The organism is Janthinobacterium sp. BHSEK (assembly GCF_056174685.1).
In genome coordinates this window covers 1-11,384 of record NZ_JBWBYV010000045.1, presented here as the reverse complement: position 1 = coordinate 11,384, position 11,384 = coordinate 1, and the positions used below count along the sequence as shown (strand labels likewise).

Annotated in this window: 11 protein-coding genes and 1 pseudogene; 7 read left to right on the top strand and 5 right to left on the bottom strand. The window is 64.6% G+C overall.

Features of this window, described 5'->3' with window-relative positions; translation table 11 throughout:
- Positions 1-155: 155 nt before the first annotated feature.
- Positions 156-878 (bottom strand): annotated as a pseudogene (locus tag AC0V2Y_RS16500) (lipid II flippase family protein).
- On the opposite strand from AC0V2Y_RS16500, the gene AC0V2Y_RS16495 reads away from it, so the two are divergent.
- Both AC0V2Y_RS16495 and AC0V2Y_RS16490 read left to right on the top strand, forming a co-directional pair.
- On the top strand, positions 799-969 hold the full coding sequence (locus AC0V2Y_RS16495) for a hypothetical protein (RefSeq protein WP_475416790.1): 171 nt from the start codon (positions 799-801) through the stop codon (positions 967-969). The pseudogene AC0V2Y_RS16500 and the gene AC0V2Y_RS16495 overlap by 80 nt on opposite strands.
- Before the next feature lie 320 nt (positions 970-1,289).
- Positions 1,290-1,745 carry a tellurite resistance TerB family protein gene (locus AC0V2Y_RS16490; RefSeq protein ID WP_475416789.1) on the top strand — a complete coding sequence of 152 codons (456 nt, stop codon included), beginning with the start codon at positions 1,290-1,292 and terminating at the stop codon, positions 1,743-1,745.
- A 26-nt stretch (positions 1,746-1,771) separates the two neighbouring features.
- On the opposite strand, the gene AC0V2Y_RS16485 is transcribed toward AC0V2Y_RS16490, so the two are convergent.
- The 4 genes from AC0V2Y_RS16485 to AC0V2Y_RS16470 form a co-directional block, all read right to left on the bottom strand.
- A complete protein-coding gene (locus AC0V2Y_RS16485; protein ID WP_475416788.1) occupies positions 1,772-2,302 on the bottom strand; it encodes a hypothetical protein in 531 nt (176 codons plus the stop codon).
- 91 nt (positions 2,303-2,393) lie between these two features.
- Entirely contained in the window at positions 2,394-2,831 is a 438-nt protein-coding gene (locus AC0V2Y_RS16480; RefSeq protein ID WP_475416787.1) for a hypothetical protein, read from the bottom strand.
- A gap of 19 nt (positions 2,832-2,850) precedes the next feature.
- Positions 2,851-4,008, bottom strand: coding sequence for a helix-turn-helix transcriptional regulator (locus AC0V2Y_RS16475; protein ID WP_475416786.1), 1,158 nt, complete (start codon positions 4,006-4,008; stop codon positions 2,851-2,853).
- Positions 4,009-4,042: 34 nt separating this feature from the next.
- Positions 4,043-4,486, bottom strand: a complete 444-nt coding sequence (locus AC0V2Y_RS16470; RefSeq protein WP_475416785.1) for a hypothetical protein — start codon at positions 4,484-4,486, stop codon at positions 4,043-4,045.
- Between the two features lie 338 nt (positions 4,487-4,824).
- On the opposite strand from AC0V2Y_RS16470, the gene AC0V2Y_RS16465 reads away from it, so the two are divergent.
- From AC0V2Y_RS16465 to AC0V2Y_RS16445, 5 genes are read left to right on the top strand one after another with little or no spacing between them, the layout of a single operon-like run.
- Positions 4,825-5,508 carry a vWA domain-containing protein gene (locus tag AC0V2Y_RS16465; protein ID WP_475416784.1) on the top strand — a complete coding sequence of 228 codons (684 nt, stop codon included), beginning with the start codon at positions 4,825-4,827 and terminating at the stop codon, positions 5,506-5,508.
- A gap of 14 nt (positions 5,509-5,522) precedes the next feature.
- Complete coding sequence (locus tag AC0V2Y_RS16460; RefSeq protein ID WP_475416783.1) at positions 5,523-6,281, top strand: PP2C family serine/threonine-protein phosphatase; 759 nt, start codon at positions 5,523-5,525, stop codon at positions 6,279-6,281.
- Positions 6,278-8,602: a hypothetical protein gene (locus tag AC0V2Y_RS16455; RefSeq protein ID WP_475416782.1), complete on the top strand. Its 2,325-nt coding sequence runs from the start codon at positions 6,278-6,280 to the stop codon at positions 8,600-8,602. Before AC0V2Y_RS16460 ends, AC0V2Y_RS16455 begins: the two co-directional genes overlap by 4 nt.
- Positions 8,603-8,611: 9 nt before the next feature.
- Positions 8,612-9,958, top strand: a complete 1,347-nt coding sequence (locus AC0V2Y_RS16450) for a toxin-antitoxin system YwqK family antitoxin (protein WP_475416781.1) — start codon at positions 8,612-8,614, stop codon at positions 9,956-9,958.
- On the top strand, positions 9,943-11,307 hold the full coding sequence (locus AC0V2Y_RS16445; protein ID WP_475416780.1) for a toxin-antitoxin system YwqK family antitoxin: 1,365 nt from the start codon (positions 9,943-9,945) through the stop codon (positions 11,305-11,307). The genes AC0V2Y_RS16450 and AC0V2Y_RS16445 overlap by 16 nt, the downstream gene beginning before the upstream one ends.
- Positions 11,308-11,384: the final 77 nt, after the last annotated feature.

Sequence of the window (11,384 nt, the reverse complement as noted above, 5' to 3'; positions counted from 1 at the left end):
GGTCATGTACAGTCGCTCCTGTCCAGCTTCCCCTGATATTTTTTTTGTGGCTACTGCAAGTGCGCCATCTGCTCCAAGTTTCATGATATCTCTCTATGATTTGTTAGTTCAAAAAATGGAATTGCTTTTTTGTGAATTAGTTTTTCAAATTTTCTTCACAACCCCTTCGCCACCCCCACAATCACCACCGCCGACGGCACCAGCAAAAACTGCGCAATCAGCGTCCCCGCCAATCTGCTCCCCACCAGCCACACCACCGCGCGCCGGAATTGCGATTCTTCGATCTTGCCCTCGATGACGTCATCCGTCATGCCCGACACCACGTGCCGATGAAGACGGCCATCATGATGGTGGCGCCGCCGTTGATGATCGATGACAGGGTGCTGGAGGTGACGCGCACGCTGGGGGCGAGCACGCCCGCATACAGGGCGGCAAAGACGCCTACCGTCCACAGGGCCGTGGCGATGACGATGGAGGCGGAGACACCGGATTTTTGGCGCAGGGCCGTGACGTTGGCGGGCTTGGGCAGGCTGGCGGAGGTCTTGAGGCAGGACAAGCCGCCCTTGAAGACGGTGTGCAGCAGCAGTTTGGGCACCGACCTGTGCACCTGGAAGTGCTCGACGGCGCGGCAGAAGGCGCGCTGGAAGGTGGAGATCAGGATTGCGCCCATTAACGTTGCCAGGCTGGCGGAGAATAGTAGCCAGCGGAAGTCGCCCAATAAGGTGCTGGCGGCAACGTGCTGGTCGATTCCCGTTTCCACGTGTTTGGCAAGAAATGGTCCCAAAAAAGGAATTCGAGGTGCGCGACAGCAGCATCAAAATGCTGAACAGGGCCAGCGAGACGGCGATGCGTACGGAGCAGGCGAAGGTGCCGATCATGTGGACGATGAACGTCAGTGCGCAAATCAACAGCAATTGCTTGTCCATCACAACCTTGCAGTATGGAAAATGTAATTCCATCCTGCCATGAAATTATTTATTTTTCAACTGTAAATAAGGCAATTTTCAAGTTAATTCGTTTTCGTCGTGTTTTGTGTGTTTGTATGCTGACGGCAGTTTTTCGCCCCAAGGCAGAAACTGGGGTCAGACCCTACAGGGGTAATGTCCCCCAATGGGGGGGCATTACGATCACGAAGTGACTGACCCCGGCTTTTTGCCTGTGGGTGAGGTCAATACCACCGGCACGCTTAAGCTTATCTCTTGCTTGTATTTTAAGCTTACACCCTCAACTATCCCTGGTGGCGGCAAGACTTGCCGCTCGATATGAATCAACCAACCCGGAGGTACGCCATGAGTTTCGATTCCTTTTTGAGCAAGCTGAAGTCCAAGGCAAGCGAACTGAAAACTGAAGCGCTGAAGTACAAGAACAAGGATTTCCTGAACGCCGCGATGGCGGGCTCGGCCCTGATCTCCATGGCCGACGGCAGCGTCAGCGCGGAAGAGAAGCAGAAGATGGTGAAGTTTATTGAAAGTAATGACGCGCTATCCGTATTCAGCACCACGGACGTGATCAAGGCTTTCCAGGACTATGTCGGCCAGCTGGAGTTCGACAAGGATATCGGCGAAGCCAAGGCGTATCAGGCCCTGGGCAAGATGAAGTCGAATGTGGAGGCGTCGCGCCTGCTGGTGCGCATGATCATCGCCGTCGCTTCGTCGGATGGCAATTTCGACGCCAACGAGCAGCGCGTGGCCAGCAAGATCGCGCGCGAGCTGGGCTTGACCCCGGCGGAGTTCGAGCTGCAGTAAAGCCGGGCCAGCCGGCCCCGGCTGGCTTAACTCTTGTCCCACCACGGCGGCGTGCCCGACGACCAGGGGCACGCCATGTCCACTTCGCTGATCCTGTAGCGGATCTCGATCACCTGGCCGGGGCTGAAGGGACCGCGTTTCCAGTCGCCTGAATCAAAGACGTAGCCTTTGCCCTTGATGCAAAGGCTGGTCGGATTGTTGCCGATGGGGCCGGTCGAGTGCAGGGTGACGCGCACTTCGCCGTTGGCGTCCAGCGGGGCGTCGCCGCCCGTGAACAGTGCATCCGAGCCGACGTCGCAGACAGTGGTGCTGCCTATCTTGCTGCAGCGCTTGATATACGTTTGCTGGCGCGCCTGGGCCAGGTAATCGTCATGCCGCATCGGCTTGCCGTCGTCATAGGTGAAGCGCAGGACGACTTGCGTGGGCTCGCTGGCCGGATGGCGCGTGGTGCTGGTGCAGGCGGCGCTGACCAGGGCCAGCAGGGGCCAGGCAAGCAGGCGCAGGCCGCGCCTCAAGTACTGCGCCAGGCGGGCTGGAATCTTTTTCGTCTGAGTCATGGTGCTCCATGGAGTGGCTGCGGCATCGTCGCGGCGAAGGCGGCGATCATAGCATGCAACTATTTTTCCACGCAGCACGCCTGCAGCAACGCTAGCGCGCCGCGATCGGCAGCGCCGCCACCCGTTCCAGGCTGACGCTGCCATCGGCCATGCGCTGCGGCGGCACAATCATCACCAGTTCGCCACCCATGCTGCCGTCGTCGCGGCGGTCGATGCGCACCTTGAGTTTGCTGTCGAGCGCGACAAACAGCTTGGGCGCGGCGGCGACGATGCGGTGTTCCTCGCCGTTCCCCACCCTGGCGTACAGCCGGCCGCCGTACTGGCGCAGGCGCAGGGTCTGGCCGTTGGCCAGCGCGTAGTCGCCCGCATACGGCCGGAACTCTTCGCGGCTGATGTGGCGGGGCTGGACGGGCGGCGTGATGCGCAGCGACAGGGCCGGCACCTCAACGGTACGCTCCGGCGGCAGCACGTGGGCCGTGGCCAGGGTGCTGGCGGCGATGACGATGGCGGAAATCATGGTGTTCTTCATGCTGGATTCTCCTTTTCGTTCAACGCTGGGGTATGCGGGCGGGCGGGACGGGCAAGGCCGTGCTCTGATGGATCTTGGCGATCAGTTCGCCCTGGCGCGCAGTGCCCGTCTTATCGTAGATGTGGTGCAGATGCGTCCTGACGGTGTTGATGGAGACGCCCGTATCGGCGGCGATGCTGTCGATGGCGGCGCCGTGCGCCAGCGCCTGGGCCACGTGCGCTTCGGCTTGCGTCAGGTCAAACAGCTGTTGCAGCACAGGCGCGGCGACGGGCGGCGCCTGCGGGTCGCGCGCCAGCACCAGGGCGCACGGGCGCTGGCCGGACCGGTCTTGCGGCGGACGGAAGGGCGCCACCGTCAGGCACAGGTCGGGCGCGCCGGGACGCGGCAGGCGCAGCGCGCTGGCCACGGGCGCGGCTTGCCGTTTCCCATGGCCGGCGCCGATGGCTTGCCGCACGGCTTGCGCCAGTCGCGGCAGCACGCACCAGCGGGGACTGCCGCCACCGGGGTAGCGCAGGCTGTGCTCCAGGCCGGGACCGAACAGGGCCAGCGCGCTGGCGTTCGCATAGACCACGTCGAGCCGGCTATCGATCAGCAGCACGGCCGTGTCGAGCGCGTCGAGCGCCGCGCGCGTCGTGCGTTCCTGCATGCCGCTGTGCGCCAGGCGGGCGCGGATGTGCAGGGCGCGCTGCAAATGCGGCAGCAGGGCCTGCAGCTGCGCCTGCACCAGGGGACTGTCCGCAAACGGCCCCTGCGCGCGCTGGCGGTGCACGCCCAGCAGCGCCACCTCGCCGGGCGCGACGGAAAAGGCCGTGCCGATCACGTGGTACAAGCCATGCGGGCGGCAGAAATCGGCATAGAATTCCGTGCGCTCCAGTGTGCCGGGCGGGATATGCTGGTCGCTGGCGTGGATCTGGCCCATGCCGAGCCGGAACGCCCATTCGGCCCAGACGTCGTGCTGCCAGTAATATGCTTCGTAGGCGTCGACGGCGCTGTTGTCGAAGTTGCGGGTCGGACTCAGCAGCTGTGCGCCGCTGTCATTTTCCAGGATCATGATGGCGTCGCTGGCGCCGCCGAACGCATCGGCCAGGTCGCGGCACAGCTGCGGCCATAGCGCATCGTCGAGCGCCGCGTCATACAGGCGGGCGATCAATGCTTCCTGCTGTGCTGTCAGCGGCATGCCCATGGCGCCAGCTTGCCTCGGCCCCGCGCTGTCAGCGGCCCGGAAACGCCAGCGCCGCGAGGTGTGCGCCCTGCGTGCTGCCGTCCGCCAGCTGGCGCGACGGCACCACCATTACCAGCTCGCCGCCCACGCTGCCGTCGTCGTGATGGTCGATGCGCACTTTCAGCTGGCGGTCCAGCGCCACGAAGGCATTGCGGCTCGTGGCGACGATGCGGTGCTCCTCCTGGTTGCCGATGCGCGCATACATGACGGCGCCGGCGCGGCGCAGCTGCAAGACGTCGCCGTTCGACAGGTCGTAGGCGCCCGCGAATTGCTGGAAGTCTTCGCGCATCATGTAATGCGGCTGGGCGGGCACTTCGATGCGCAGCGCATGACCCGGCACTTCAACGGTTTTGTCCTGCGGCAGGGTTTGCGCCATCGCCGCCTGGCTGGCGGCGGCAAGGCCCAGCATTGTGCTCAGAATGATGGTGTTCATGATCTCGTCCCTCGATGGTTGAGCGCCCCTGGCGCGCGCCCGGACGGGCGGGGCGTGAGGCTGGAGCCAGTCTAGGCAAGGGCGGGGCGCGGCGCATCATTCATCCGAATGAGATGACGCTTGATATTTCGCAGGGCGCCGGTATTTTCTGATGGCGCCACGGCCTTCCGGGTGCTCATCAAGTTAGGACAGATTCTTGCGTCAGGCAAAGTCGACCACGGCATCGCGCCCTCCGGCCTATTTCCCTTTTCATCATGCAAGCGGCAATCTCGCGCGGGAATTTCTTGCCCGTGATGTAAGATTCGCACTATGTCCGATTTCACATTTACCGATTGCCCATGAGTTCAATAATGATTCCCGACGTCGCCCTGGTCGACAACACCGAACAACGCACGCCGCTGGTGCTCGTGCTGGACTGCTCCGGCAGCATGGATGGCCAACCTGTTTCCTTGCTGAACGAAGGCCTGGCCCTGCTGGAGCAGGAGTTGAAATCCGATGTGATCGCCGCCAAGCGCGTGCGCATCCTCGTGATTCAATACGGCGCCCACGATGAAGCGGTAGTCGCCAGCACCTGGTGCGACGCCATGGATTTCACGGCGCCCCGTTTGGAAGCGAACGGCACCACGCCGACCGGTGCGGCTGTCGAGCTGGCCCTGGCCGAGATCGAGCAGGAAAAGCAGCGCTTCCGCGCGGCGGGCGTGGCGTACACGCGGCCGTGGCTGTTTTTGATGTCCGACGGCGAGCCGACCGATCCCTGGCAGCGCGGCGCCGAGCAGGCCCGCGCGGCTGAACAGGCGAATAAGGTGGCGATCTTCCCCATCGCCGTGGGCGACAATGCGAATACCGCTACCCTGGGGCAGTTTTCCAGCCGTGGCGAACGGGGCGTGAAGCAGCTGAAGGGCTTGCAGTTCCGCGAACTGTTCCTGTGGCTGAGCGCCAGCATGCAGGTGGTGTCGCAGTCGCGTCCCGGCGCGCAGGCGCAGCTGGCTTCGACGGACGGCTGGTCCGTCGTGAATACGTGAAAGCCCGCTGATCCATGGCAATAGCAAAGCAGCAGTGGCGCGTGTTTGGCGCCTCCGTCACGGGCAAGGCGCATCTGGATAAGGAGATCGCTTGCCAGGATGCGCACGCGCACGCTGTCGTGAACGACATTTTGGTGGCCATCGTCTGCGATGGCGCCGGTTCGGCCCGCCTCAGCGAGCAGGGCGCGCAGTTTGTCGCGGCGCACACCGTGCAGGCGCTGGCCGGACGGCTGGAGCAGGGCGCCACCGTGCAGGATCTGCATGACGGCGCGCTGGCGGCGACCCTGGCGCAGATCCGCGCCGCGCTCGACGACATCGCCCGCGCCGCCAACGCCACCCTCGACGACTATGCCAGCACGGTGGTGGGCGCGGTCATGGGGCAGGAGGCCGGCTTCTTCTTCCACCTGGGCGACGGCCTGGGCGTGGCGCAACTGATGGACGGCGGCGAACTGATCTCGCTGCCCGCCAACGGCGAATACGCCAACGAAACCTATTTCATCAGCGGCGAGCGCTGGCGCGAACAGCTGCGCCTGCTGGCGATTCCGCAAGCCGTGCGCGGCGTCGTGCTGATGTCGGACGGCTGCATGCCCTTTGCCATGAGCAAGAACAATGCAGCGCTGTACGCGCCGTTCATGGATGCCGTGCAAGGCTATCTGCGCACGGTCAAGAGTATCGAGCTGGGCAATACGGCGCTGGCGTCTACCCTGGCCGACCCGCGCACGCACCAGATCACGGGCGACGACAAGACTCTGCTGCTGGCCTTGCGCGCATGAGCCGGAAGCAGGGAGTCACGCCCGGTCTGAGTCCGGGCGGCAAGATATGGCTGGATAAGGTCCGCAGCCTGGTACTGGGCAAACTCGTCAAGAGCGGCGGCGCGGGCAGCGTGTACCTGTTGCCCGGCGCGTCCGCGCAGGTCGCCAAGCTGTACCACCCGCACCTGGACCGGGCGGCCAACCGGCGCAAGCTTGAAGCGATGCTGGAACTGTCGCCCGAGCTGCCCGATCAAGTGGAAAACGGCAAGCGCTACGTACAGATCGCGTGGCCCCAAGCGGCCGTGTTCGACGGCCAGGGCGGCTTTGCCGGTTTCGTCATGCCCCTGCTGGACATGGCGCAGACGGCCGAGCTGGAACAGATCATGCAGGAGCGGCAAGCGCGCGCGGCGGGCCTGCCCACGGGACTCGGTCCCAAGCTGACCCTGGCCGCCAACCTGGCCGCCGTCCTCGATGCGCTGCACCAGCAGCAGCATTACGTGGTCGACTTAAAACCCGTGAACCTGCGTTTTTACCGCGATTCGTTGTACATCGCCATGCTCGATTGCGACGGTTTCAGCATCCAGGGCCATGCGGAGCGTTTTCCTGCCGAGCAATTCACGGCCGACTACCTGGCGCCGGAATTCCAGCGCAAGGGCATGCCTGCGGGCACGGAAATGGCACAGGACCGTTTCGCCCTGGCCGTCGTCATCTTCCAGTTGCTCAACTTCGGCATCCACCCGTACAGCGGGCGGCCCGGCAATGCGCAAGTGGCGACCGATATTCCCGGGCGCATCCGCGACGGCTGCTATGCGTATGGCGTCAAACGCCACAAACAGCTGGCGCCGAACGCCACCAGCGGCCATGCCTTGATGCCGCCGGAACTGCGCGCCATGTTCGACCGCGCGTTTTCCCCATCCTCCACGGCGCAGCGGCCATCGGCGGCCGACTGGGCGCAGTTGCTGCGCGGCTATGCGCAGCGCAGCGGCGGCAAGTTGACAGTGTGCGCCGTGAATCCCGAACACCAGCATTTTGCGGGTCAGGGTTGCGCGGCCTGCGCGCGCGACAAGGTCATCGGGGCGGCCGCGCAGGCTTCGGCTCACGCTTTGGCGCAGGCAAGGCAGGCGCCGCCGCCGCGGCGTCCGCGTACCTTGCCTGGCAACGCCGCGCCGGCGCCGGCCGCGCAAGGGCAGTCCGCCGTGTCGGACACGGGCTGGGTGGTCATCATCATCCTGATTGTGTTCTTCGTGATCGGCTTTGCGATCTGGACCGCCGTACCGGACGATGCGCAAAAGAAGACCGGGCAGCAAGCCACGACGGTGCCCGTAGCCGGGCTGGAACAGCTGGACTGGCATGCGCGCAAGGCCGGTGCATTGCAGCCGTCGGACGTGCGGCGTGCCGTGCGCAACTTGTCGCAAGCCATGGGCAAGGGCGACGATGCCGCCGTCGTGCGGGGCTTGCAACTGCTGTACCGCAGCGAGCGGGAAAAATCGTCGGGCTACAGCGGTGACCTGGCCCGCGCGCGTCTGCGCACCTCGATGATGGAAAGCATGGGCTGGCTGCCCGGCTACCAGTCCAGCTTGTCCGATACCTACCTCGACTTGCTGCAAGCCGATCCGCGCGACCACCTGGCTGCGGCGGCGCTGGCCCGCACGCACCTGAGCCTGAACGAGCCGCAAGCGGCGCGCCAATACTTCGAGCAAGCCGTGTGGGGCCGTCCGACCGATGGCGTGGCCTGGCTCGGCATCGCCGCCACGGCACTGCTGCGCGGCGGCGGGGGCGAGCAGGATGCCGCCAACCTGGTGGCGCTGGCGCAAGTGACGGCGCAGCGCCATACGGCGCAGAATGCCATGCCGGCCGAAGAAGGCGAAGCGGCCGACAACGGCGTCGAGCGCACGGCCAGCCGCATGGAGCGCGCGGCCAATATGCTGCGCCTGGTGCAGCCGGGCGCCTATCCGAAACGCTGGGACAAGGCGCTGGCCGACGGCGCCTTGCTGGCAAAGAAGCTGGCAGCCTTGCCGGCGCCGCCGGACCAGGGCGCCAGCGTGCAGCGCGACACGATGGCCACCGTCGCCTACCGCGTGCTCAATACCGCGCAGGCCAGCGGCGAAAGCCGTCTGACCCTGTCCATCGCTGCCGATGGCAGCCTGACCGCCGCGCGGGCCGAGCAATACATGGAGCCCATGCTCAACAAGGTCATCCTGGATAGCCTGAAGAGCTGGACTTTCAACCCGTCCGTGAAAAATGGACAATTCCAGGACGCCAAGGTGGACGTGCTGGTGCGCTACCGCAATGGCAGTGTCAGCTTCGTGCCGGCGGGCGCGCCCGCCACGGCGGAAAATTAAAGGAATAGCATGAAAATCAAGACCCTATGCGCGCTGCTTGGCGCTTGCTTGCTGACCCCGGGCATGGCGCAGGCGGACATCGTGCAGCGCCAGGTGCTGGCAAGCATGGCCGGCGAACCCGATAGCGAAGGCGGCGATGTGTTCACGATTGCCGGGACGACGGCCTGCGGCGGCAGGCAGATCCGCATGGATGCCCGCTCGGTCAATCTGGACGAGGCGCCGTACGACGCGCTGAAAGCCGAACTGGCCCGCCACATCCGCAGCAAGACGCCCATGCTCGTCACCCTGAAAAAATGCCCCGAGGATGCAAGCGTGCCCATCGTGCGCCAGATCGCCGCCTGCACGCCAGCGGCCTGCGCCGATGGCCGGGCGCGGCTGTATCTGCACGAACATTTCTACCCCATCGAGCAGGAAAAAGCGCCCAACGTGCTGCTGTTGCCCTTGCCGAAAGGCAAGCAGCCTGGCACGTGGAAGGTCGATATTTATAGCCTCGCCGGCCACAAGCTGCGCCTGTCCGGCCAGGTCAACCGGGCCGATTATGCCTCCGGCGAGCTGGTCGGCGGCTATGTCACGTATTACCCGAATGGCAAGATCGAAAAACAGGTGGCGCAGGATGGGCAGGGCCGGCAGCACGGCGTCGGCAGCAAGTATTATCCGGACGGCACCCTGGAGCTGCGCGGCAACTGGCGCCACGGCTTGCCTGAAGGTGAACACCAGTTGTATCACGCCACAGGCAAGCTGCGCGAGACGAGCAGCTACCGCGATGGCCAGCGCCTGGACGGGCCCGTGCAGACCTTCGATGAAAATGGCAAGCCGAGCACCAGCTATGTGCTGCGTGGCGGCAAGATCGAAGGCGAGATGCTCACGTATTTCCCGGATGGAAAAGTGTCCAGCCGCTCCGCAATGAAGGAGGGGAAATACAATGGTTTGACGACAAACTATTACCCTGATGGCGCCGTGCGCGGCACCATGACCTTGCGCAATGACTTGCCCACGGGCGAGGCGCTGGAATTCTATCCGGAGGGTAAGGTGCAAAGCCGCCAGCAGTATGCCGACGATGGCGGCTTGCTGAGCCTGCAGCGCTACAGCCCGCAAGGCGTGCTGGTGCTGGAACGACGCTGGGATACGCAATTGCGCGAGCAGGGCACGTCGCGCTCGTGGTACGAAAGCGGCAAGCCCGAGCAAGCGATCGAGTATGTGAACGACCGGCGCGACGGCTGGAGCCGCAGCTGGCGCGAAGATGGCAGCCTGAAAAGCGAATGTCAGTATGTGGCTGGCAAGGCCCAGGGTGCATGCGGCGACGCGCCGCCGGCGCCGGAACTGCAGCGCAAGGAGCAGGCATGGCGTGCCTTGTGAAGCATGTGCTGCTTGCAACGCTGCTGTGGCCGGCGCTGGTCCACGCCGAGATCGAGCAGCGGCAAGTGGTCAGCGCGATCCAGGCCGAGTCCGGCAAGGGCGGCGGCGACGTGCTGACGCTGGCCGGCGACAGCGGTTGCGGCGGGCGCCAGGTGCGCATGGATGCCGTGTCCGTGCACCTGGACGCCGCGCAATACGCGGCCATGAAGCAGCAGCTGGCGCCGTTGATACGCGAGGCGACGCCCTTGCTGATGCGCATCAGATCGTGTCCGGCAGCCGGCGCAGCGCTCGCCATGCCCGAAGTCAGCAAGCTGGGCGGCTGTGAGCCGCAGGCGTGTGCGGACGGCAAGGCGCGCCTGTACCTGAACCACAATCTGACGCGCGGCGAAGTCAAGGAGCATGCGCGCTACGCGCTGGTCGTGCCGCTGCCGCCAGGCAAGACGCCGGGCACCTGGCAAGTCGAGATCTATCATGTGCGCGAAGGCGAACCGAAGCGGCTGATCGGCCAGGTCGACGGCCCCGATTACCTGCGCGGCAAGCTGCTGGGCAACTACAGCATGTATTACCCGCATGGTCAGCTGGAAATGCAGGTGGAGCAGGACGGGCGCGGCGTGCAGGAGGGCACGCAGACCCGCTATTACCCGGACGGCCAGGTTTCCATGCGTAGTACGTGGCGCAACGGCGTGCAGGAGGGGGAGGAGCAGACCTATCATCAGAGTGGCAAGCTGATCGAGTCGCGCACCTACCGCAACGGCGCCCGCGCCGATGGTGTGGTGGAAACGTTCGATGAAAACGGCAAGCTGCGTACGCGCATGACGCAGGTCAAGGGCGAGACGGACGGCGAGCTGCTGCTGTTCTATCCGGACGGCGCCGTGGATAGCCGCAGCCAGTATGTGAATGGCATCATGACGGGCCCGAGCATCGGCTATTTCCCGGATGGCAAGGTACAGCGTACGACCAACTACGTGGACGGCAAGCCTGTCGGCGACAGCGTCGAATATTATCCGGACGGTAAAATCGCCAGCAAGCGCACGCACAGCGGTCATTACGTGCTGCGCAGCGAGCAGCGCTTCAGCCGGGCCGGCGTATTGCTCGTGCACAAACAGTGGAACGCGGGCGGGCGCGAGGAGGGCGCATTGCGTTCCTGGTACGCCGACGGCAAGCCGAGGCAGCTGATCGAATATGCCGATGGCGAACGCCAGGGCTGGACCCGCCACTGGCGGGAAGATGGCAGCGTGGAAAGCGAATGCCGCTATGTGGCCGATGTGGCGCAGGGCGAATGTACGGGGGCGTCCGCCAGCATGTCGTACACCGAGGATGGCATCGATCCTCTGATGCCGGAACCGTGACAGGGACAAGTGATGCGTGGCCAGCCCTCTTGCGAGGCATGGACAGGTAGTGGAAATGACGCCCCAAAGCAGTCGGT

Bases quoted from the DNA above. Each gene is read 5' to 3' on its own strand.
- AC0V2Y_RS16480 (WP_475416787.1), bottom strand. From the start codon at position 2,831: ATGAAGAACACCATGATTTCCGCCATCGTCATCGCCGCCAGCACCCTG.
- AC0V2Y_RS16465 (WP_475416784.1), top strand. From the start codon at position 4,825: ATGAGTTCAATAATGATTCCCGACGTCGCCCTGGTCGACAACACCGAA.
- AC0V2Y_RS16445 (WP_475416780.1), top strand. From the start codon at position 9,943: ATGGCGTGCCTTGTGAAGCATGTGCTGCTTGCAACGCTGCTGTGGCCG.
- AC0V2Y_RS16460 (WP_475416783.1), top strand. From the start codon at position 5,523: ATGGCAATAGCAAAGCAGCAGTGGCGCGTGTTTGGCGCCTCCGTCACG.
- AC0V2Y_RS16455 (WP_475416782.1), top strand. From the start codon at position 6,278: ATGAGCCGGAAGCAGGGAGTCACGCCCGGTCTGAGTCCGGGCGGCAAG.
- AC0V2Y_RS16470 (WP_475416785.1), bottom strand. From the start codon at position 4,486: ATGAACACCATCATTCTGAGCACAATGCTGGGCCTTGCCGCCGCCAGC.
- AC0V2Y_RS16475 (WP_475416786.1), bottom strand. From the start codon at position 4,008: ATGCCGCTGACAGCACAGCAGGAAGCATTGATCGCCCGCCTGTATGAC.
- AC0V2Y_RS16450 (WP_475416781.1), top strand. From the start codon at position 8,612: ATGAAAATCAAGACCCTATGCGCGCTGCTTGGCGCTTGCTTGCTGACC.
- AC0V2Y_RS16490 (WP_475416789.1), top strand. From the start codon at position 1,290: ATGAGTTTCGATTCCTTTTTGAGCAAGCTGAAGTCCAAGGCAAGCGAA.
- AC0V2Y_RS16485 (WP_475416788.1), bottom strand. From the start codon at position 2,302: ATGACTCAGACGAAAAAGATTCCAGCCCGCCTGGCGCAGTACTTGAGG.